22 protein-coding genes and 1 pseudogene are annotated in these 20,404 nt (G+C 47.5%); 9 read left to right on the top strand and 14 right to left on the bottom strand.

Features of this window, described 5'->3' with window-relative positions; genetic code table 11:
• Positions 1-20: 20 nt before the first annotated feature.
• The gene (locus MHH50_RS02325) at positions 21-410 is read right to left on the bottom strand and encodes a hypothetical protein (protein ID WP_249267764.1); all 390 of its coding nucleotides are present in this window, start codon (positions 408-410) and stop codon (positions 21-23) included.
• Positions 411-776: 366 nt separating this feature from the next.
• On the opposite strand from MHH50_RS02325, the gene MHH50_RS02320 reads away from it, so the two are divergent.
• Positions 777-1,493: an HNH endonuclease signature motif containing protein gene (locus tag MHH50_RS02320; protein ID WP_076276010.1), complete on the top strand. Its 717-nt coding sequence runs from the start codon at positions 777-779 to the stop codon at positions 1,491-1,493.
• A gap of 73 nt (positions 1,494-1,566) precedes the next feature.
• On the opposite strand, the gene MHH50_RS02315 is transcribed toward MHH50_RS02320, so the two are convergent.
• The gene (locus MHH50_RS02315) at positions 1,567-1,764 is read right to left on the bottom strand and encodes a YwbE family protein (protein WP_036682616.1); all 198 of its coding nucleotides are present in this window, start codon (positions 1,762-1,764) and stop codon (positions 1,567-1,569) included.
• 62 nt (positions 1,765-1,826) lie between these two features.
• Between MHH50_RS02315 and MHH50_RS02310 the strand changes: the two are divergent.
• Positions 1,827-2,067: pseudogene (locus tag MHH50_RS02310) on the top strand (hypothetical protein).
• A gap of 2 nt (positions 2,068-2,069) precedes the next feature.
• Here MHH50_RS02310 and sdaAA read toward each other — a convergent pair.
• The 4 genes from sdaAA to MHH50_RS02290 form a co-directional block, all read right to left on the bottom strand.
• Entirely contained in the window at positions 2,070-2,948 is an 879-nt protein-coding gene (gene sdaAA, locus MHH50_RS02305; protein ID WP_076124557.1) for an L-serine ammonia-lyase, iron-sulfur-dependent, subunit alpha, read from the bottom strand.
• A complete protein-coding gene (gene sdaAB / locus MHH50_RS02300) occupies positions 2,945-3,655 on the bottom strand; it encodes an L-serine ammonia-lyase, iron-sulfur-dependent subunit beta (RefSeq protein ID WP_076124558.1) in 711 nt (236 codons plus the stop codon). The genes sdaAA and sdaAB overlap by 4 nt, the downstream gene beginning before the upstream one ends.
• 154 nt (positions 3,656-3,809) lie before the next feature.
• On the bottom strand, positions 3,810-4,229 hold the full coding sequence (locus tag MHH50_RS02295) for a GNAT family N-acetyltransferase (RefSeq protein WP_076142075.1): 420 nt from the start codon (positions 4,227-4,229) through the stop codon (positions 3,810-3,812).
• 2 nt (positions 4,230-4,231) lie between these two features.
• A complete protein-coding gene (locus MHH50_RS02290; protein WP_340033897.1) occupies positions 4,232-4,807 on the bottom strand; it encodes a DUF4269 domain-containing protein in 576 nt (191 codons plus the stop codon).
• Positions 4,808-4,932: 125 nt separating this feature from the next.
• On the opposite strand from MHH50_RS02290, the gene MHH50_RS02285 reads away from it, so the two are divergent.
• Both MHH50_RS02285 and MHH50_RS02280 read left to right on the top strand, forming a co-directional pair.
• Positions 4,933-5,832, top strand: coding sequence for an SDR family oxidoreductase (locus tag MHH50_RS02285; RefSeq protein ID WP_076142074.1), 900 nt, complete (start codon positions 4,933-4,935; stop codon positions 5,830-5,832).
• 31 nt (positions 5,833-5,863) lie between these two features.
• Entirely contained in the window at positions 5,864-6,319 is a 456-nt protein-coding gene (locus tag MHH50_RS02280; protein ID WP_076142073.1) for a hypothetical protein, read from the top strand.
• 16 nt (positions 6,320-6,335) lie between these two features.
• Here the strand turns inward: MHH50_RS02280 and MHH50_RS02275 are convergent, their stop codons facing one another.
• The 3 genes from MHH50_RS02275 to MHH50_RS02265 all read right to left on the bottom strand — a co-directional run bounded on the left by MHH50_RS02275 (position 6,336) and on the right by MHH50_RS02265 (position 9,352).
• Complete coding sequence (locus MHH50_RS02275; RefSeq protein ID WP_340033896.1) at positions 6,336-7,985, bottom strand: NAD(P)H-hydrate dehydratase; 1,650 nt, start codon at positions 7,983-7,985, stop codon at positions 6,336-6,338.
• 90 nt (positions 7,986-8,075) lie between these two features.
• On the bottom strand, positions 8,076-8,708 hold the full coding sequence (locus MHH50_RS02270) for an NAD(P)H-binding protein (RefSeq protein WP_076282334.1): 633 nt from the start codon (positions 8,706-8,708) through the stop codon (positions 8,076-8,078).
• 230 nt (positions 8,709-8,938) lie between these two features.
• A complete protein-coding gene (locus MHH50_RS02265) occupies positions 8,939-9,352 on the bottom strand; it encodes a GNAT family N-acetyltransferase (RefSeq protein WP_081383325.1) in 414 nt (137 codons plus the stop codon).
• A 179-nt stretch (positions 9,353-9,531) separates the two neighbouring features.
• Here MHH50_RS02265 and MHH50_RS02260 point away from each other — a divergent pair, with 179 nt between their 5' ends.
• A complete protein-coding gene (locus MHH50_RS02260; protein WP_076134873.1) occupies positions 9,532-9,840 on the top strand; it encodes a hypothetical protein in 309 nt (102 codons plus the stop codon).
• Positions 9,841-10,559: 719 nt separating this feature from the next.
• Here the strand turns inward: MHH50_RS02260 and MHH50_RS02255 are convergent.
• The 4 genes from MHH50_RS02255 to MHH50_RS02240 all read right to left on the bottom strand — a co-directional run bounded on the left by MHH50_RS02255 (position 10,560) and on the right by MHH50_RS02240 (position 13,962).
• A complete protein-coding gene (locus tag MHH50_RS02255; protein WP_076101319.1) occupies positions 10,560-10,784 on the bottom strand; it encodes a YezD family protein in 225 nt (74 codons plus the stop codon).
• Positions 10,785-10,901: 117 nt separating this feature from the next.
• Entirely contained in the window at positions 10,902-11,765 is an 864-nt protein-coding gene (gene cysW, locus MHH50_RS02250) for a sulfate ABC transporter permease subunit CysW (RefSeq protein ID WP_076101318.1), read from the bottom strand.
• A 127-nt stretch (positions 11,766-11,892) separates the two neighbouring features.
• On the bottom strand, positions 11,893-12,741 hold the full coding sequence (cysT, locus tag MHH50_RS02245) for a sulfate ABC transporter permease subunit CysT (protein WP_076124574.1): 849 nt from the start codon (positions 12,739-12,741) through the stop codon (positions 11,893-11,895).
• A 93-nt stretch (positions 12,742-12,834) separates the two neighbouring features.
• A complete protein-coding gene (locus tag MHH50_RS02240; RefSeq protein WP_340033895.1) occupies positions 12,835-13,962 on the bottom strand; it encodes a sulfate ABC transporter substrate-binding protein in 1,128 nt (375 codons plus the stop codon).
• A 387-nt stretch (positions 13,963-14,349) separates the two neighbouring features.
• On the opposite strand from MHH50_RS02240, the gene MHH50_RS02235 reads away from it, so the two are divergent.
• A complete protein-coding gene (locus tag MHH50_RS02235; protein ID WP_076142067.1) occupies positions 14,350-16,617 on the top strand; it encodes a hypothetical protein in 2,268 nt (755 codons plus the stop codon).
• 128 nt (positions 16,618-16,745) lie between these two features.
• Here MHH50_RS02235 and MHH50_RS02230 read toward each other — a convergent pair whose 3' ends face one another.
• Positions 16,746-17,795, bottom strand: coding sequence for a lactonase family protein (locus tag MHH50_RS02230; protein WP_076124578.1), 1,050 nt, complete (start codon positions 17,793-17,795; stop codon positions 16,746-16,748).
• Between the two features lie 250 nt (positions 17,796-18,045).
• Here MHH50_RS02230 and MHH50_RS02225 point away from each other — a divergent pair, with 250 nt between their 5' ends.
• The 3 genes from MHH50_RS02225 to MHH50_RS02215 all read left to right on the top strand — a co-directional run bounded on the left by MHH50_RS02225 (position 18,046) and on the right by MHH50_RS02215 (position 20,377).
• Positions 18,046-18,306 (top strand): GlsB/YeaQ/YmgE family stress response membrane protein, encoded by a 261-nt coding sequence (locus tag MHH50_RS02225; RefSeq protein ID WP_036682650.1) that lies wholly within the window; start codon positions 18,046-18,048, stop codon positions 18,304-18,306.
• A gap of 207 nt (positions 18,307-18,513) precedes the next feature.
• A complete protein-coding gene (locus MHH50_RS02220; protein ID WP_076185218.1) occupies positions 18,514-19,014 on the top strand; it encodes a cytochrome c biogenesis protein CcdC in 501 nt (166 codons plus the stop codon).
• Positions 19,015-19,414: 400 nt separating this feature from the next.
• Positions 19,415-20,377 carry an L-lactate dehydrogenase gene (locus MHH50_RS02215; protein ID WP_076124580.1) on the top strand — a complete coding sequence of 321 codons (963 nt, stop codon included), beginning with the start codon at positions 19,415-19,417 and terminating at the stop codon, positions 20,375-20,377.
• Positions 20,378-20,404 lie beyond the last annotated feature (27 nt).

The raw sequence follows: 20,404 nt of genomic DNA, 5'->3' as shown, positions 1-20,404 counted from the left end.
ACCTTCTGTTCACTGCAATTTTAACGTCTTTCGGTACCGCCGTCCAGCAAAAAGTAACTTTGTACGGAAGGAAGCAGCGTAACAGCTTGGATCAAAAGCCCTAGACTCATATAGACCAGATGTATGATTACCACACTGTCGAGCATATACGTCTGTACCATAATCCAAATAATTAGACCAAAGCCGATATATAGGGACAATGCCCAGAAGCTATATAATTTCTTAAAGGGATTCAAAGTATTCACCCAATGCCATTCTGGTCTCTTGATCAACCCATATAACACGAGCATGGGCAGGATACCAAATACGATGAATAGCAAAATACCCGGAATTAAAAAATCTGAAAATGGCGATCTTTCCAGCATAGATGTGGGTATGTGTATCAGATCACCACTAGGATCTATGACCATTGACCCGCCTCCTGCTAACGCTCCAACCCCCAAAAATATATGAAAAATATAAAGCAATGTTACCGTAAACGGCCTTCTTTTGGTTGGCTTCATTTCAGTACCCCTTCCCATGTTTAAAAAGTAGAGCATTCCTTACAGCTCTTTTCGATTTTACATGTTTTTCCTGAATGTCACCAAGACAGATATCACACAAAAAGCCGTATTTAAGCTTTTTTTGAGTGCGATGTGAACGATTGTATTTTACGCTATACTAAGATTAGAACGAAATGTTAACCCTGCCGACTGAATCTAATAAATAAAATACATTGGATCCTAAAAAACAAGGAGACAGGACGGGCGCTAAGTTGCGCTGAACCTAACATATCTATGAACGATACCCATCTTTTATCCACCAAACAATGTACCTATTGCCAGCAACAGAAGCCGCTCTCTGAATTTCGTAAACGTACCGGCAAACGTTCCAAAGGTCAGTCTCGCCGTGGCGCTTGTCGGGAGTGCCGCAATCAACGACAAAACATAGATCTCACTCTTGCAGCAGGTCCCATTCCAGTACAAACTGATACCATTCAATCCCCTTCTTTGGCTGTCAAGGAACGCTCCAAACAAGGAAAGCCTACGGTTGCTTCTTCACCGCAATCCAACCCAAATCAGCGCATACAGGGCTTGGAACAACGAAGGAAACATTCTCATTCTCAAGGCGCGAAACTGAGTCCCGAAGATCCAACGCAATTGATTCCCTCTGCCAAAGGGAAAATTCTAATGCGTGGCCACAGTGATAAAGGACGGCGCTGGCATCAGGAAATTGACTACGAGCTTGCAGTTACTCTAGTCAGAGAACATGCCGCTATCGTAGTGAATCGCCGAACCATCCGCCGGATTTACAGCAATAAGGATTTCCGTGCTTATATATTGACCAGAGACAACTATACTTGCTACTTCTGTGGCTCCTATGGAGACACTATAGATCACTTGCTCCCCCGTGCTAAAGGTGGCCATACTACTCCGGATAATTGCGTTTGCGCTTGTACGTTATGTAATCAGACCAAAGCCGATCAGTCCGTTGAGGATTTTATGAGCAGATAAAAAAGAAAAGCGCCCCAATCTCTGTTGATTAGGGGCGCTTTTTTATAAAAATCAAAGGTAAAGTTTATTGTTGTTAGTTAGCAACAATATTCTTAACTCGTCCTACCTGTCCACTGGTTAAACGCACCTTGATGCCATGCGGATGTCGAGGTGAGTTCGTGAGAATATCCTTTACCGTTCCATGTGTTAGCTTACCCGTCGGCTGATCCTGCTTAAGCACAATATCCACTTCAAGCCCAGGACGAATATCGGCTCTTACCTGTCCGTTCATGATGTAATCCCCTTTCAATGGGTTATAATGTTGTCAACTATACTACATAAGGAGGAGACGTAATGGCCTTCGGCATCAACAGAGAAGAATTAACCCGCTGGAAAAAGGCTGTCTCCGCAGGAGAGATCGCTTTCTTAACCCATTACTGGCTAGACCCGCGTTTTCCCGGCATATGGACTGCCGGCTAAATATATTCATAATCGTTCGCCATTCCCCCACTTTGACCTTTTGGGACCCAAACAAGCAGAAATCCTTCGGAAGGAAGGATTATGGGAACAGTTGGAACGTTTCAAAATGCTCTAAAATCACTTCTTTTTACGTAAATCCTGCATGATCTTGCGGCCGGTAGGTGTCTGTGCTAATCCGCCACCTGCGGTCTCGCGGTGTTTTTCTGGCATAGCTGAGCCTACCTCAAGCATGACCTTGATTACTTCATCTGAAGGAATCACGCTACGTACGCCAGCCAGTGCCATATCGGCGGCGGCGAGCGCGGTCACTGCACCGAATCCGTTTCTAACGATACAAGGAATCTCTACAAGTCCTCCCACCGGATCACAAATCAGTCCTAAGGTGTTCTTAAGCGCCAGTCCAACAGCATGCACTGCTTGTGCAGGCGTTCCTCCACGCAGTTCGGTTAAAGCTCCTGCCGCCATCCCGATGGCCGACCCGACCTCCGCCTGACAGCCACCCTCTGCACCAGATACAAACGAATTGTTGGCAATGACATAACCGATCGCTCCTGCAGCGAACAAACCGGTAACCATATAGTCATCATCCCAGCCAAACCGTTCCTGGCAGCTGAGAAATACACCCGGAATAATTCCGCATGAACCTGCGGTAGGTGTAGCAATTATGCGGCCCATTGAGGCATTAACCTCGGACACAGCCAAGGCATAGGCCATTGCTTGACCAGCGGGTCCACCTAGGCATGGTTCATCTGCTGCGTTATAGGCTCCTACACGCTGGGCATCCATTCCCGTAAGACCGCTGCGCGAAGTGGTATCTTCATGCATCCCACGATGAACAGCCTCTTTCATCACCCCATAATATTCACGCATAGTGGCAAATTCCTGTTCACTGGAACGTCCCGATTCCGCGCTTTGCTCTTCAAGCATAAGGGCTCCAATGGTGAGGCCACGTTCCTCACATAATACAGCCAGTTGGCTAAGTGTTTGAAAATTCATGTTAAGCTTTCCTTCCCCTTCTCATCTTGCTTACCCTCGTTTAAATTAACCAATTTCACCGATTTCACCGCAGTGAGCGCTTTAAGCGCTTCAATAAGCTCTGGAGTAGCAGCTTCATCCAGCTCCAGCACCGTTAAGGCTGCACCGCTGCGATTCTTCCGATCCAGAGACATATGCCCTATATTAAATTGTCCGTTACGCATCACTTCTGTAACACTCGCCAAAACACCTAAATAATCCATATGATGAATCAATACCGTCGGATACATTCCCGTAAGCTTTACTCCAAAACCATCCACATCGACGATCTCAATGTTTCCACCACCGATGGATGTCCCCGTTAAAGTCAGCTCACTTCCTGTCTCTTGTCCGATAAGATGCAGTTTAACTGTGTTAGGATGAGGAAACAATCCCGTTCCTTGCTCAAAAGATACGTCCATCCCAGCTTCAGCCGCTAACTCCAGAGAGTCGGGTAACCGATGATCATCGGTAGCGTAATCCAAAAGTCCTCCGACAATAGCCCTGTCTGTGCCATGGCCCTGATAAGTAGCTGCAAAAGAACCAAAAAACGTCACTTCTGCCACACGCGGCACTTCACCCAGCACCTGCCTTGCAGCCCTTCCGATCCGTGCCGCACCGGCTGTATGCGAGCTTGAAGGCCCGACCATGGCCGGACCAATAATTGAAAACACATCTTTAAAACGCATAAAAGACCTCCTGCCTGCAAAATAGGCAATTATCAAACTCATATATAGTATACTGCACTGGCAGTCGGAGTTCACCGTTACATTTGCTGTGATATATCCACTTCTAATCTAATGATATTTTACTTAGATAGTATTTTCATTTCGCATATTTGTATCACAAGATATCCTGGGAGTATAACATAATTCCACCTCTATACTGCCAGCCTATCCCTTCCCAGAATCCTCTTCCTTGTTCATTGGTTCCAATCACCATCAGATGACATTTTGCGATACCAGCTGCATGTAAATTACCGAGGCAACGCTTTACAAGCTCACGCCCGATGCCCATGCCTCGGCAGTCATTACTAACTGCAACATGATACATATAACCTCTTCGCCCATCATGTCCACACAATGCAGTTCCTACAATCCGGCCGTCTTCATTCTCGCAGATCTGGCTGAAGCCAGCATTACGCTCCAGATAACGCGTAATCTCCAGTCTCGAATCCGCTTCACTAAGTCCCATTCCCTCTGTATTTTCCCATAGCTGGTGGGCAGCTTCATAATCATCCGCAATCATCTCTCGATAATTCATGTCTATCCCCTCGCTTGTATAGAATGACAAAAAGTATAAAGAGCACTCCGCGGAAGCTTTTCCAGCATCAGCAGCGCTTCATAAGGGTCGCCTTCCAAGCCCAGCACTTGCGCGAAGGCAGGTTCGGTCTTCCACCCGTTTGTTTTCATTGTAATGATCTGCTGGCGAAAATCATTATCCAGCTGAGCTAGAATTTCCGCTTCAATGATCATATGTAAGTAACCATTCTGCAGAGCTGTGGGTCGCGGCTGCCCAAACAGTTCTATAGGCCAGCCCCCGGCCATAAAGTTAATTTTCGTTCGTGGGACCCCATCAACCACACGCGATACACTAGTAAACTCATCCATGGTTCCGAAATATCGACTAACAATGTCCGTAAACTTTACGGAATCATGCACCTCACAAATAATATCCAGGTCGCTGCCCTTCACCTGAATTCCAAGCGGCACTGTGCCAACCAGCACCGGGTTATAGTCGGCCAGCAAACTCATAATATTTAATTTTCTTAACAGGGTATAGACCTCTTTTTGCACTGGAGTTCCACGATTCAGATACTCTATGTTTCGCCAATCATTCATCTCTGACAAACGCTCCCTCGAACTAGGTTATAAACACAGGCAGGACCGGATAACAGCGCACGCTTTTCTAGGCGCATGCATAGAAATATACGGAAGATAGAAGGCAAGGAGGAGTGTATGTAAAAATGAACCCCACCTACCCCTATTATGGGGAACAAACGATATGTAAGGAACAGCCTATTGCTTTTCCCCCACAGCACCAAGACCGTCAGCCTGGTCTAGAGAGTCTAATGAATCCTCGCCCCATCAGTGAAAATCCGGAGATCACCGGCAGCGGAAAGCTAAAAGGAAAAATTGCGCTCATCACCGGAGGCGACAGCGGAATTGGTAAAGCGGCGGCTATTGCTTTTGCAAAGGAAGGCGCAGATGTCGCTATAGCTTATTTATACGAAGCTTCAGATGCAGAGGTCACTCAGCGGCGAATTGAAGAATTAGGGCAACGTTGTTTGCGGATCGAAGTTGATTTACGCCATAAGGAAAACTGCTTCAAGGCTGTGGAGCATACCCTTCGCACTTTTGGCAAGCTGGACATCCTCGTCAACAATCATGGCGTCCAGTATCCGCAAAAAAGTATTCTGGATATCACGGAAGCACAGCTCTACCAAACGTTTCAGACGAATATATTTCCATTCTTTTACCTGACACAAGCCGCACTTCCACATCTAAAAAAAGGCGCAGCCATCATCAACACTGCTTCCATTACTGCCTATCAAGGAAATAAAGAGCTTATAGATTATTCCTCAACTAAAGGCGCGATCGTCTCCTTTACCCGCTCTTTAGCCTTATCACTCGTAGACTCTGGCATTCGTGTCAATAGCGTAGCTCCCGGACCTGTATGGACACCACTAATTCCCTCCAGCTACTCTGCAGATGAGGTTAGTGTATTTGGGACGGATACACCCTTTAAACGTGCCGCACAGCCATATGAGTTAGCAGGAGCCTATCTTTATTTAGCGGGACCGGATTCTTCGTATGTTACCGGGACATGTATTCATGTCAATGGTGGAGACATGGTCACCAGCTGATGCATTACACCACGAGAGGAATGTATATCAAATGAATAAGATAAATGATTATGATATCTCTTCTGTCCGCCTAAGCAGTGGCATGTACGCATTAACCAAATTAGCCTGCGCAGGGCTAACTTACGTCCTTATTACCTTACTTATGCTTGGATTTCCACAATCCGATGGAATTCCTGAAGGCTGGCCACTATCGATTCCTTATGCCATTTATGCTTATGGATTGCCTGCGGCGTTAGTAGCAGATGTACTGCTGCGTATTCTGCGCTCCAAATCCCCTATCCTGCCCCTTGCTGTATATGTCGTCACGGGTTTTGGTGCAGGTCTATGGCTGGCAGCGGAACAAGGTGCAGAGTATCTGCTATGGGGTCTGGGTGGAGTCCTTGGACTACTCCTTCTCAGAGTGACCCAGCTTGGTGTAGAAAGGTTTCCTCTGTTGCTGCCAGTATTCGCCCTATTTCTGCCACTGCTCTGCTTACTGCTGTCATAAGCCTTATTAGGGATACTCAAAGCGCTTCAATGATATCTCCGGCAATAATAGCCGCCGGATTATTCCGCTGACGGGCTGCTCCCTCTCCTGCTAATCCGTGCAGGTATACCCCAAAAGCTGCTGCCTGCGTAGCATGAAGTCCCTGAGCCAGCAGGCTGGAAATCATGCCCGTTAGCACATCACCAGCTCCACCAGTGCCCATGCCGGGATGGCCTGTGGTATTTACATAAGCTTGCCCTTCAGGAGTTGCTATCACGGTATGTGCTCCTTTTAACACAAGCGTAACCCCATGCTCCTTGGCATAGTCCATAGCCAGACCGATTCGGTCACGTTGGACCTCAGCCGTAGTTAGGTTAGCCAGGCGAGCCATTTCGCCTGGGTGAGGTGTCAGAATTACAGAATGACGGCGCCGCGCCCAACTCTTATAATCGGAGTCAGCCAGAATATTTAAAGCATCCGCATCGATAACCAGCGGGCAATCACTGCCTTCCCAAAGACTGCGAAGCCAATCTGTATCACCCGGGAACCGTCCAAGACCTGGTCCCACAGCGATTACATCTCGCTCTTCGCTTAACTTCAGTAGCTCGGGCGCGGTCTCAGCCTCCCAGTTTCCCTCTTCACTGCCACCTACATCAGCCAGCATGAGTTCAGGAACAACACCGATGACGGAAGGTAACAGCTTCTTAGGAAGCGCCCACGTCACCAGTCCGCAGCCCGTGCGCAGCGCAGCACGGGCTGCCAGTAGTCCGGCGCCGCTCATCCGTAAGGTGCCGGCAGTAAGGAGTACATGCCCATAAGTTCCCTTATGGCCTTCTGGCGACCGCCGCCGGGCCAGATCGACCCCCAGATGGGCATGCAGCACTTCCGGTGTCAGCAGGTGAACCTGCACACCGCTGTTAAGAGCCAGAGCAGTCGGAATGCCGATGGCCCGTACCTTGACATGCCCCGCTGCGCCTGCACCGGGGTATTGCAGGAGGCCTCGCTTGAGAAACGCGAGGCATACCGTCACTGACGCATGAATGCAAGGCTCATGCGTCTCTCCTGTGTCCGCGTTCAGACCACTGGGGATGTCCGCGGACACAATGACCTTGCCGCTGCTGTTCGCTGCGGCAATCAGCTCCGCATAGGCGCCGCGCGGGGCTCCCGCGCCGCCGGTGCCGAGCAGCGCATCCAGGATGCCGCTGCACTCGGCAAGGTCCAGCCGATCCCTGCCGTATACTACGGCAGGCAGGCCCATGACTGCAGCCGCATCGCGCTGCAGGGCGGCCTCGCCGGAGAGCGACTCCGGCGGCACCGCATAGACGAGCGTGACGGCGATGCCGGTCTCGCGAAGGTACCGTGCGGCGGCGAGGCCATCGCCGCCGTTGTTGCCTTTGCCGACGAGGATGAACCATCGCTCGGCGGCGGCAGAGGCAAGCGTCAGCGCATGATCTGCGCTGACCTTAAATGCCTTGCCTAGGTCACCCAGTGCGGCCTGCTTTAGCCCGGCATCGTTCCCTTTGGCTGCATTCCTGCAGCCTGCCCCGCCTCTCTCCCGGCAAAGCGCGATGATCTCCTCTGCGATAACTCTTCCCGCATTCTCCATCAGCGCAATCGCTGGAATCCCCAGCTGCTGGATGGTTTCGCTGTCCAGCTGCCTCATTTGCTCAGCAGTTACCAGATACATGATTTAGCCCCTTTCCGCTATCTACCGTTCCAAAGCTTCACACGCAATTCCAAGTACAATCCCGAGCGCAAGTCCGGCGCAAGTCAGATATCAGTAAGCGACAGTAAATCTGGCCCGACTAAAATTCCCTTCCTCCAGCTCGTCCACCATAGCTACAGCGAAATCCTCCACACTAATCTTGCTTTCACCATTCTCATCTAGAATAAGACGGTCCAATCCGATGCGGAAATGACCTGTACGACGACCTGGATGAACTACCGCAGCAGGACTGAGATACGTATAATCCAATTCTGTATTTTTGTAAATCTCATAAGCCTGTGCATGCGCCTCTGCAACTGGTTTAAACTCTTCCGGAAAATCCGGTGTATTCATCAGCAGCTCTCCAGTTTCAGTCTTTAAGCTACCTGCACCTCCAACAACCAACAGCCGATTTAACCCTGCCGTCTGCATACCCTCCACCAACGCTTTTGCCGCCGTAATCAGATCCAGCTCGTGGCCCGCTCCTGGTCCATAAGCACTGATTACCTCTTCATGGCCACGGACCGCAGCCGCTACTGAAGCCGGATCAAGAATATCCACCGTTGTTACATGTAAACGCTCGTTTTCGAGAGTTACTGACTCTGGATTGCGTACCGCAGCTGTTACTTCGTGTTTTCTTTTTAATGCCTCCTGTACAATTGCCTTTCCAATCGTTCCTGAAGCGCCCAATATTACAACATCCATCTTGTTGTTCCTCACATTCTACGAGCAAGACCATTATCGTGCAGCCTTCTGCTCAATTATTTTTTTGATGCTCATCTGAATAGCTTTTCCCTTACAGCCTTTAAACATTATTTATCCCCTGAGATCCAATCGAAACCAGATCGCACCTACTACTCCACTTCCAGACCAAAAACCCCTTAACCAATACAAGGGGCACTCCTACTAAAAAAGCAGCATGAATTCGCCTTAGCTTAGCGACGCAAAAACATTCCCTGAGAACGTGGCATAACCGATTCAAATCCGTATTGTGCATAGAGCTTCGAGGCTTCTCCATCTGCAATCAGACTTACATAAGCCTTGTCAGGTACAGTATTAAGGAACTCCCTGATTTCCCGCATGATCAGCTTTCCCAAACCTCGTCCTTGATGTGAAGGCTTGACCGCGATATCCGTGACCTGAAAAAAGCATCCCCCATCGCCAATCACCCGCCCCATCCCGATTAGGTTATTCTCCTCATACAAAGTTACCGCAAAAATAGAACGAGGCAAACCGATCGCTGCACCTTCCACACTCATTTCACTCAGCCCAGCTTCTTTTCTCAGCGCCAAATACTGTTCCACTGAAGGCTGTTCATGGCGTATATCAAGCTTACTTGTTGTTTCCATCCGCACTCCTCCGTTCAGCATTGCTGTTCCCACTATATACGACTGCATGGTTCACAGGCAAGGCTCACTGCTAGGGATGTTTTTGAAACTGAGGGATAAGCATTATATTCTTGAATTCCTTTACTGACTGTGTGGAATAGTATCTGTAACAATATTTATAAAAGGGTGGGTGAAGCATTATGTCTCCTGTAGCCAAGCTGTTCAAATGGGGAACATGCCTTTATGAAGCTTTTCTGGCTCTGCCGTTGATTGGCGGACTCTTTATCATTGCTAATGGTTGGGTCCCTTTGGCCATTGCCTTTTTGCTTCATGCTGTAGCCGTTGTTGTGCTGCAAAGAGAGCATAAACCATTCATGGGTAACGTTCTGGGCATTATCACCTCGATTTTAGCTTTTGTTCCGATCGTTGGTTGGATTATGCACGCCATTACTGCGTTCATCCTGTTGATGGAGGGCGTATCCGCCTCACGCCAAGCCCCTCGTTATTAACAAACGTACTGCGTCATCAAAATATGTAGCTGCCCTACGGGCTGATCATTTGTATATGTCGTAAAGGGACAGATCATCCTCTGCGACCTATGGACCCGGATGACGTATTGCTGTGTTCTTACTGGTGGGCGGTCTGCTTCAACACTCATCATTCCTGCGACTTACGGACACAGATGACGTATTGTATGTTCTTACTAATGAGCGGTCTGCTTCAACACTCATCATTCCCGGCGACCTGCGGACCCAGATGACATATTGCTGTGTTCTTACTCATGAGCGGTCTGCTTCAACAATCATCATTCCCTGCGACCTGCGGACCCAGATGACATATTGCTGTGTTTTTACTCATGAGCGGTCTGCTTCAACAATCATCATTCCTGCGACCTAGGGACCCAGATGACGTTATTTGCACCTTTTCAGCTTTTGGAGCGTGGTTTCGGACTCCAGGGACGTTATTGCTTAGAATCAGGTCCATATGTGGTGTTTTTTATGCCAATAGCGGCTATGCGGTCCGTTAGCGGGGCAAATGTGGCATAATACTGCGTTTAGTGTCAACTGAGTCCGATGGGGTGCGTCATATGGTGCGTCATACGTGCCAAATATCAAGCATACGAAGAAAAAGGAGTTGCCCCAGCAGCCATTTCGTGGCTTATGTGACAACTCCATAATCTTTTATCCAAAAAGATGATATATACCTTTATGATTGCCCAGAGATTGAATCAACGTCCCGCCGATTGAGAATCGGCCCGCCGGCTGCCGCTTTCACCAATATAACGTCCATTTGCGTTGCCACTGCTATTCTCAAACCGTTTGCGTTCCGTACGCTCCATCTGAACAATCTGACCTTCATGAACCACAATATGCAATGAGCCAAATTCCATATCATCCAGAAGTCCTGCAATCCGCGTAAGCCATAAATCGTCCACTTTCAGCGGTTTAGCCATTCTCTAGCCTCCCTTTCTCACCAAAGGATTATATCCGCCTAAATTCCTTTTTTCCTCAATTCCGTTATTACCAACCAGTATACTATGAATTAACTTAGCATGGAACTAAAAGTCATGTCAATGGGCATTTTTTCGCGACAACCAGCTTTTAATAATCATCGTTACCAAAGCCAATAACAGGAGCAAAGAAGCTACTGCAAAAGATGCTGAAAATTGATATTCGTTGTACAAAATCTCAACATGCAGCGGCAGCGTATTCGTCTCCCCACGGATGTGCCCGGACACCACAGAAACCGCACCAAACTCACCCATGGCCCGCGCATTACACAAAATAATGCCGTATAGTAACCCCCATTTAATATTAGGCAGCGTGACTCTGAAAAAGATTTGCCACCCATGTGCGCCGAGTGTAATTGCCGCTTCTTCCTCCTGTGTACCCTGATCCTCCATCAGCGGGATTAACTCACGCGCTACAAAAGGAAACGTCACAAACAACGTGGCTAGCACGATACCCGGAAGCGCAAATACGATCTTAATATCATGGGCGCTCAGCCAAGGGCCAAACCATCCGTTTGCTCCGAAGACGAGTACAAAGATTAGGCCGCCGATGACTGGCGAGACTGCAAAAGGGAGATCAATCAAGGTGATCAGAAACCCTTTGCCGCGGAAACGGAACTTGGTTACAGCCCACGCCGCTGTTACACCAAAAAAGGTATTCAGAGGCACAGTTATCGCCGCAACAAGCAGCGTCAATCGCAGCGCTGAGCGGGCATCCGGATCAGTCAGGGCAGCAATATATACGTCCCAGCCCTTCTTAAGTGCCTCGGTTAACACAACAACTAATGGCAGAGCAATCAGCCAAAAAAGGACTAGCCCAGCCGCTCCGATCAACACCCATTTTACAATTGGGGTTTCCGTTGTCGCGGACGAGGACGCATTCTTTTGTAGCCGGGGGGTATGGAGAGGGACGGTACCGGCCAAAATTATTCCTCCTTTAAAGGGTTTTACGAAGACAAGATAGCTTGAAATATTCAATATCAACGGCAGATATCGAGTGTCTCCGAGTAAGTTTGAACATGTTCGGACGTCTGCTGTCATGGCAATTACCTCAACGAGAAGTCTTACGAACCCAGCGCTGAAGTGTGTTAATAACAAGTAACATTAAGAAAGAGATGAGGAGCAATAGCAGGGCTACGGCGGTAGCTCCGGCATAATCATATTGCTCCAGTTTAGACATAATAAGCAGCGGAGCAATCTCCGTCCTCATCGGCATGTTACCGGAGATGAACACGACGGAGCCGAATTCACCGATGCCCCGAGCAAAAGCTAGAGCAAAACCTGTTAGCAGTGGCGGAAACAGCTCAGGCAGAACTACTGAACGAAAGGTTCTCCAGCGGCCTGCGCCAAGGGTTGCCGAAGCCTCCTCCATATCTCTGTCCAAATCCTCCAGCACCGGCTGCACCGTCCGGACAACGAACGGTATGCCGATGAACATCAAAGCCAAGGTAATCCCGAGCGGAGTGAATGCCACCTTTAATCCCAGCGGCTCAAGCCAAGACCCAATCCAGCCATTGCCTGCATAGAGCGCCGTCAAGGAGACACCAGCTACAGCTGTCGGCAAGGCAAACGGGAGATCGATCAGCGCATCAAATATTCTTTTGCCCGGAAATTCATAACGTACCAGTACCCACGCCAGCAAAAGACCTAGAATTGCATCTACAAAAGCAGCCGCAGCAGCTGTCGACAGGCTCACACGATACGAAGCTAATACCCGCGGGTCCGTAGCTACATCCCAGAATTTCGCCCAGCTCAGACCTGTAGAATTGAACAGTAGCGCCGAAAGTGGCAGTAGAACCACTAGACTCAGGTATAAAACACTGTAGCCCATCGTCAGCCCGAAGCCGGGCAGTATTTTGCGCCGCGTTGCTGCTGGTGCAGCCGTAGTGGTGACATTCATCCCCTATTCATCCTTTCTCGCCTTCGGCCTTTTAGCCGATCAGCCCCTACCGGGACAAATCTCAATGATCATATCCTGCATTTCATTCATCTGTTATTTGGCACCCGGCACATAAATCTTGTCAAAGATCCCGCCATCATTAAAATGCTTCTCTTGCGTTTCTTTCCAGGTTCCGAATTTGTCAGCCAATGTAAACAGCTTGATTTCCGGGAACTTATCTTTGTATTCTTCTTTCACACTATCTAATGTAGGACGGTAATAGTTCTCAGCCGCGATTTTTTGTCCCTCTTCACTATAGAGATACTTCAGGTACGCCTCGGATACCTCACGCGTGTCTCTTTTGTCCACAACCTTATCTACTATAGCTACTGGCGGTTCAGCCAGAATGCTCTCCGAAGGATTCACGATATCAAATTTGTCTGGTCCCAGCTCTTCCACGGATAAATAGGCTTCATTCTCCCATGCGATCAGCACATCACCAATTCCACGCTCCACAAACGTTGTCGTAGATCCACGCGCGCCGGTATCCAGCACTGGCACATGCTTGAACAGTTCTTTTACAAATTCCTCAGCCTTAGCCTCATCGTTATTGTTCTGGTCTAGTGCATAACCCCAAGCCGCCAAGTAGTTCCAGCGTGCTCCACCTGATGTTTTCGGGTTTGGTGTAATAACCTCTACGCCCTCTTTGAGCAGATCTGGCCAATCCTTGATTCCTTTCGGATTCCCTTTGCGTACAAGGAACACGATAGTCGAGGTGTAAGGTGAGCTGTTATGATCGAATTTACTTTGCCAGCCCTCGTTGATCAGTCCCTTTTCCTGCAAGGCATCAATATCATAACCAAGTGCTAATGTCACAACATCCGCTTCCAGGCCATCAAGCACAGCACGGCTTTGTTTCCCCGATCCACCGTGGGATTGTTTAATGGTGACCTTCTGTCCTGTTTCTTTCTCCCAATAGGCAGCAAAAGCTTTATTATAATTCTCGTACAATTCGCGAGTAGGGTCATAAGATACGTTCAGTAGTTCTACTGGATCTTTAGATGGAGTTTTGCTGGCTTCAGCCGCATTTGTAGCCTCCGCTGAATTGGTTGTTGCTGGTGCGTCTGTTGCCGGACTAGCACTATTGCCGTTATTGTTATTGCTGCCGCAAGCAGCAGTAAGCCCTGCCGTAAGCAACAAGCTAAACCCTACAAGAAGCCCTTTATTCATCTTTTTCTTCATCTTTTCCACTCCCCCATGTTTTTTCGTACCAAACTAACCCTTGGGTAACACAAAAAGAACGGAGGAAAGCCTACGTATGGCAGGTCAAACCGGTCCTAAGACCGTGTCTGCGAGCCTAATGCAGGCGTTCCTCCGTTCGTACGGTAAGAACTTTCTTCAATTATTCCTATCTACTTAGTTGGTTTATATGGATATAATACTGAAACCCTTTAACTGTGTCAAACCTTTTTTTCCAGCCTATGTCAAAGAAAACTCACACACACCACACCATACAAGCTATGGGGTCGGTTCCTGTAAGATCCACTTGTTATTGATGCTATAAAGTAATATTATTGCTACAGCTTATGGGTTAAGAGAAATTACCGCTTTATGTCAGGGGAGAGAGTCATGGGTATGGATTTAGAGTACGTCCCTGCGCCGTTGAAACCGCGGCTCCACAGACGTATGGCTCAAGAAATTGGACGAAGAATTAGGGGAACCTACCGTTACGATACAGCAGTTTGGAGAACAGCTATAGCCGGTCTGTGGATAATATGCTTTTTAGCCTTTAGTACTGCCGTGTTAGGCATTCCTACTGGATTAGGTAAACCTACCGATATCGCTCTTGCTGCAGGTGCAGGCACTGTCCTGCTGGCGATTTCCGGCAATATTTTGGCTGTTCTGCTAGCGTTGACCGGACTGCGTATCCCAAGATTATTCGCAGGCTGTGTATTGAGTGATTTTGGAGCTATTCTACTAATCTTATATTATGCGGATTTTGAGATTGAGGCTGCGGTTGTCATTGCGGTCGTGCTTGCACTGCTAGGAGCACTAGGCGGATTAGCCATTGGCCTGCTCCGCAGCAAAAGAATAACATTAGGACTTCTGCTAACAGTGGCAGTGACTTTTTCCCCACTTGCGCTGGCAAGCGGAGTGCAAGAACTGCCTATTTCAGAGTCGGTCGACATCAACGATACGGAAGTTGTTCCACTTACAGCCTCCGATCCGGGAAAACCAGGTAATCTAGCTTATCAGACCTTCACCTATGCCAGTGGTACCGATCTACATCGTGCCGAATACGGTAAGGATACAAGCTTGATATCCTCTACGGCCGATGCTTCTGCTTATATTAAGGATTGGTCAAAGCTGCGCACTTTATTCTGGGGTTTCGATTATAAGGCACTTCCCTTGAATGGTCGCGTATGGATGCCAGAAGGCGAAGGTCCATATCCAGTAGTACTGATGGTGCACGGCAATCATATGATGGAAGATTACTCTGATGGCGGGTACGCTTATCTCGGCGAACTATTGGCAAGCCGGGGATTTATCGCGATCTCGCTCGATGAGAATTTCCTGAATTATTCTGCTTGGTCCGGTATTCCGGACAATGATTTTAAAGTACGGACTTGGATCCTACTGAAACATTTAGAGCAGCTAGCAGACTTTTCAGATGATCCGGGCAGTCCTTTTTATCAGAAAATAGATTTCACAAAAACCGCCCTGCTCGGCCATAGCCGCGGAGGACAAGCCGTAGCTATGGCCGCGGATGCCACTCGTTGGTTCAAGGATGATCCGGTGATGGCGGCAGTTAATCGCTTTAATATAACCTCTGTAATCGCGCTTGCACCAACGGACAAAACGATAGATGACCAGCAAGCCCGTCTCAAAGACATCAATTATTTGACCCTGCAGGGAGCCCGCGATGGAGATGTACATGATTTCTATGGTGATCGGCAGTATATACGTACCTCCTATTCCCAAGGATCGCCTGCTTTCAAAAGCTCGCTGTATATTGCGGACGCCAATCACAGTCAATTCAACAGCGATTGGGGCGGGTATGATCAGACCTTGCCAGCTGGACTCTTTTTAAATCGGGCACAAATCATGGATGCAGACAAACAACGGCAAATCGCTAAGGTCTATGTATCAGCTTTCTTGGAGACCACCTTGCATGAAAAAGAGGAATACCAAAGCTTGTTCCGGGATTATCGCAGCGGGCTGAAGTGGTTACCAGATACCGCCTACTACAATCGATTCCAAAGCGGGGGATATCGTCCTGTAGCCACATTCGACGATGACCGTAACAAAAACACAGTAGAACTGGGAACAGCAGAAGCATCGGGTGTTTCTTGGTCAGAAGAGCTGGCTAAAGACCGGGAGTCAAAAAGCAAAGCCACCTATGGTGTTGTCCTTGAACGCACAGCCAGCAAAAACGAAGAAGCTTATTACAACATTAAGCTTAACGACAGTGTCCGTACTGAAACTGCTCTTTTAGGGGCAGATGGCCTTACGTTCTCTATGGCAAATCTGAATGGTGACATTAGTGAAGAAATGGATGTTCCACTACCTCCAAAGGTTGAGGTGGAGTTAACTGACCATAATGATACCTCAGCCCGCTTGACGCTGGATGAAGTAATGGACATACTGCCGCTTCCACAAACTCAGTTCACGTTATTCCCATGGCTTGAAGAGCGGATAAACGATGGCAAATACGGTGACCTTTCCGAAGCTGTATTTCAAACCTACGAGATGCCGTTCGAACAATTTCAAGAGGAAGAACCAGAGCTGGATCCTGATAACCTGACAGAAATCACCTTCTATCTTGATGAAGAAGGCGACCGGATCATGCTGGATGACATCGGTTTTTACGATTTAGGTATCCGAAATACATTTTAAAAATCACTTGCTATTATCCTTAGGACTTCATTTGCAAAATAGGGCTATTCCCAACCTCCACTCACGAAAAAATGAATGGATACGGGAATAGCCCTTATTTTTACGACATACAATAACCTAGTCTCAGCCTACAACGCTTGCACACAAACAGGTGACTTCATTTCCAATTCATTTCCTGTAGGGATTAATCTGCCACTCTCACTATCGATGGAGAACGAGGTAATATTATCACTATTCTGATTAGCAGCAAGCAGCTTATCCCCAATAATTGCAAAGTTACGCGGAGTACGCCCGCCGGTACCCTGCCAATCCACTGCTTCAAGCAGACCCGTTAATTCATCGATATGGAACAGGGCGATACTGTCTTGTCCCCGATTGGAGACATACAGGAATCTGCCACAAGGGGAGACATGAATATCGGAAGCTGTATCGTCACTACCGGCAGTATAATTATCAGGAAGCGTGCTAAGATGCTGTAAAACATTTAGATTTGCATCCTGTTCATCATTAGCAAATGCCGTTACTGTACAATTCAGTTCATTCGCCAGGTAGATCCATTGTCCAGAGGGATGCACCGCCAGATGACGTGGACCTGAACCAGGTGGCAGATTAAGCTCACGATGTTTTACCAGTTTGCCCTCTTCAGGGCGATAGATCACAATTTGATCTAGTCCCAAATCGCACACCAGCACATGTCTACCACTTGCGTCCGGAATGACAGAGTGCGGATGCGGAGCCTCCTGACGGTCTTCACGAATGCCTGAACCCACATGTTTTACTTGGTCGGACATCTCTTGAAGCGAACCATCTTCATTTACAGGAAAAGCATTAACATTGCCTCCCGAGTAATTGGAGACGAATATGTAATCTTCCTTAGGACTAATGGAGACATAACAAGGAGCGCCACCTTCCGTAGGACGACTTCCAAGTGATTGCAACGCTTTAGTTGCAGGATCAATTGCATATGCGTAAACCTCACCTTGATCCTTCTCACTAACTGCATACAACACGCTGCCTGCTTTATTCACAGCTAAAAACGATGGATTCTCAATTCCCTCGGTACCCTCAAGAATTCTCATTTCCCCCGACAAAAGACTAAGCGCACATAACTGAATCGCCTTCTCGTTCTCAGAGTTATACGTTCCTACATAAAACAATGCCTCATTAGCCCGTTCCATAATAGTGGCTCCTTTATCTTTTATGTATTGTATTACTTCTTACTTACCCTTTACTAATAGGGGTTTACTCATAATTTTATAATATTTTTTCACTATAGCATGTTTATAGTTGTAATACATTATCGAAACTGCATTTAGAGCCTACTTCCTAACCATTCCGGAAGAAGTAAGTTTTTCCATGTGGTTTAAAGATGGTCACAAAGGTTAATAGTAGACATCGCAAACAACAAAACGAAGGAGTTGAAGTAACATGAGTTTTCTATGGATGTTAATCGTTGGTGGGGTTATTGGTTGGTTGGCTGGTCTGATTATGGGCAGAGATATTCCTGGTGGTGTTATCGGTAATATCATCGCTGGTATTATCGGTTCATGGCTGGGTGGCGTGCTTCTGGGAAGCTGGGGACCTAAAGTAAGTGATTTCTACTTCTTCCCTTCTTTGATCGGTGCCGTTGTGCTGATCTTTATCGTGAGCCTTATTCTTCGCTCGACAAGTGGACGCAGCCGTTCGTAAGTCTGAGATGAGATAATAATATTCACATCAATAAATCCTCGTCAGAGTATGCTCTGGCGGGGATTTTTGTATGTATCGTTCCTTTAAGAAAAAATTCCTCTGCTGGAATTGTTGCGGGGATGGAGCCAATACACTTCAATGTTTTGCCATCGTTTTTCTGTTATAATGAAGATACAAGTGACTGAAATCATAGAGAGGTCGTGTATCATGGGTAACATAAACCCCTCGCTTCTACATATTGGCTCCACATTAGGGGCTTTGTTCATGGCGCTGATGGTTATTTTCATTCGTCTAAAAGCAAGCGCACGTCCGGTTACTATTCGAAAAATATGGATTCCACCTCTCGGTATGTCGACGGGTTTTGCCATGTTTGTGGCACCTGCGGTCAGATTCCCATTATGGTGGGCGGCAGTCGCCTTTTTGATTGGCTGGTTCATCTTCGCGTATCCTCTTATACGCAGCACCCACTTTGAACAACGTGATGGACAAATTTACGCTCAACGCTCCAAGAGCTTTGCGTTTATCCTGCTCGGACTTCTTCTAGTCCGCACTTTACTCCATGAATTTATTAACCGTTATGTGTCTATTCCACAGTCCGGTGGTTTGTTCTTTATTTTAGCCTTCGGCATGATTGTTCATTGGAGATTTTTTATGTTCAAGCGTTATAAGGCTATGACCTCCTCGGTGAGTCTGCTGCCGCAGCCATGATTATCAATAATAATCCTAAGAAGCCATCTCAGGGTTCTTACCCGATATCCTTGAGATGACTTCTTACCTCTTGTAACTCAAGCTTATGTTCTCCTCTGCTTTTTTCTACTTTTCACCCTTTTCTGACATCAATTAGCCATCCTCTTATTACATCCTCTTTAAGCACTTTACATACACTATAGGGATAGATCTCCTGAAATAACTAACTCATCATGTCACCTATCCAGCATTAAACAGAAAAAATATAATCTTTGCAAGTCCGATGTCAGGTAACTTGCGAAGGGATACGTTAAACTATAAGCATACCTAACGATAAGCTTCCAAAAGACCTTAATGCTGAAATAAATATCATTTGGAAGCCTATACTGCGTATAACTTTTAGAGAGTGAGGACAAGGCAATTGAAAAGTAAATCGAGAAAAGTAGCCATCGTCGGGGCCGGAATGGTGGGTTCAAGCTGTGCTTACTCCATGGTTAATCAGGCCATTTGCGACGAAATTATGATGATCGACCGCACCTATGATCGGGCTATGGCACAAGCACTTGATCTCTCGCACTGTATGGATTTCACAAGCACACGCACAAAGGTGTATGCCGGAACCTATAGCGATTGTGCAAAAATGGATGTAGTTATCTTAACCGCTGGCGCTAATCCAACAGCCGGGCAGACCCGACTTGACGTATTGGAAGCCTCTGCGGTTATTACTCGAGAAATCATTACCAACATCATGGCTGGGGGATTTGATGGAATATTCGTAGTCGCCGCTAATCCGGTCGATATTGTCACTTATATGGTCTGGAAAATATCAGGTCTGCCTCGCCACAGAATTATTGGTACCGGGACCTCCATTGACTCGTCGCGCCTAAAAACCCTGCTCTCCGATGTGTTCTCCATTGACCCGCGTAGTGTTAATGGCTACGCCTTAGGTGAACATGGCGAATCTCAATTTGTAGCTTGGTCCCATGTAACAATTGGCGGCAAGCCTATTCTGCAAATTTTAGATCAGCATCGCGAGCGGTTCCCGCATTTGGATCTGGAGGATATCTCCCGCAAGACAAAAGATGCCGGCTGGGAAATTTTCACCCGTAAAGGCTCCACACATTTCGGGATTGGCAGCGCACTTGCCTACATTACCCGTTCGATCCTGAATGATGAGCACAAAATTATCGCCGTATCGGCCATTCTGGATGGAGAGTACGGACATAGCGGTGTATGCACGGGCGTGCCCGCCATCATAGGCAACACTGGGATTCAAGAGCTGCTGGAGCTTAATTTAAATACAGAGGAAACCCAGAAATTGAACCACTCCTGCAACATTGTACGTGCAGGCATCGAGAGCCTACAGCTGGAAGACAGCGTTTAATTCGTAAAAAAATCGCTACTTTGGGAA

Origin of the sequence: Paenibacillus sp. FSL H3-0302 (assembly GCF_037982245.1) — a bacterium.
GTDB classification, from domain to species: domain Bacteria; phylum Bacillota; class Bacilli; order Paenibacillales; family Paenibacillaceae; genus Paenibacillus_AQ; species Paenibacillus_AQ odorifer.
The sequence above is the reverse complement of the archived record's forward strand: the minus strand, read 5'-3'. Positions and strand labels throughout refer to the sequence as shown.

Excerpts from the sequence above, each read along its gene's own strand:
- MHH50_RS02295 (WP_076142075.1), bottom strand. The coding sequence starts at position 4,229 with ATGAATTATCGAGAGATGATTGCGGATGATTATGAAGCTGCCCACCAG.
- MHH50_RS02220 (WP_076185218.1), top strand. The coding sequence starts at position 18,514 with ATGGGTAACATAAACCCCTCGCTTCTACATATTGGCTCCACATTAGGG.
- MHH50_RS02275 (WP_340033896.1), bottom strand. The coding sequence starts at position 7,985 with ATGTATCTGGTAACTGCTGAGCAAATGAGGCAGCTGGACAGCGAAACC.
- MHH50_RS02315 (WP_036682616.1), bottom strand. The coding sequence starts at position 1,764 with ATGAACGGACAGGTAAGAGCCGATATTCGTCCTGGGCTTGAAGTGGAT.
- MHH50_RS02255 (WP_076101319.1), bottom strand. The coding sequence starts at position 10,784 with ATGGCTAAACCGCTGAAAGTGGACGATTTATGGCTTACGCGGATTGCA.
- MHH50_RS02270 (WP_076282334.1), bottom strand. The coding sequence starts at position 8,708 with ATGGATGTTGTAATATTGGGCGCTTCAGGAACGATTGGAAAGGCAATT.
- sdaAA (WP_076124557.1), bottom strand. The coding sequence starts at position 2,948 with ATGAATTTTCAAACACTTAGCCAACTGGCTGTATTATGTGAGGAACGT.
- cysT (WP_076124574.1), bottom strand. The coding sequence starts at position 12,741 with ATGAATGTCACCACTACGGCTGCACCAGCAGCAACGCGGCGCAAAATA.
- MHH50_RS02240 (WP_340033895.1), bottom strand. The coding sequence starts at position 13,962 with ATGAAGAAAAAGATGAATAAAGGGCTTCTTGTAGGGTTTAGCTTGTTG.
- MHH50_RS02290 (WP_340033897.1), bottom strand. The coding sequence starts at position 4,807 with ATGAATGATTGGCGAAACATAGAGTATCTGAATCGTGGAACTCCAGTG.
- MHH50_RS02235 (WP_076142067.1), top strand. The coding sequence starts at position 14,350 with ATGGGTATGGATTTAGAGTACGTCCCTGCGCCGTTGAAACCGCGGCTC.
- MHH50_RS02285 (WP_076142074.1), top strand. The coding sequence starts at position 4,933 with ATGAACCCCACCTACCCCTATTATGGGGAACAAACGATATGTAAGGAA.
- MHH50_RS02230 (WP_076124578.1), bottom strand. The coding sequence starts at position 17,795 with ATGGAACGGGCTAATGAGGCATTGTTTTATGTAGGAACGTATAACTCT.
- MHH50_RS02225 (WP_036682650.1), top strand. The coding sequence starts at position 18,046 with ATGAGTTTTCTATGGATGTTAATCGTTGGTGGGGTTATTGGTTGGTTG.
- MHH50_RS02325 (WP_249267764.1), bottom strand. The coding sequence starts at position 410 with ATGGTCATAGATCCTAGTGGTGATCTGATACACATACCCACATCTATG.
- MHH50_RS02320 (WP_076276010.1), top strand. The coding sequence starts at position 777 with ATGAACGATACCCATCTTTTATCCACCAAACAATGTACCTATTGCCAG.
- MHH50_RS02260 (WP_076134873.1), top strand. The coding sequence starts at position 9,532 with ATGTCTCCTGTAGCCAAGCTGTTCAAATGGGGAACATGCCTTTATGAA.
- sdaAB (WP_076124558.1), bottom strand. The coding sequence starts at position 3,655 with ATGCGTTTTAAAGATGTGTTTTCAATTATTGGTCCGGCCATGGTCGGG.
- MHH50_RS02280 (WP_076142073.1), top strand. The coding sequence starts at position 5,864 with ATGAATAAGATAAATGATTATGATATCTCTTCTGTCCGCCTAAGCAGT.
- MHH50_RS02265 (WP_081383325.1), bottom strand. The coding sequence starts at position 9,352 with ATGGAAACAACAAGTAAGCTTGATATACGCCATGAACAGCCTTCAGTG.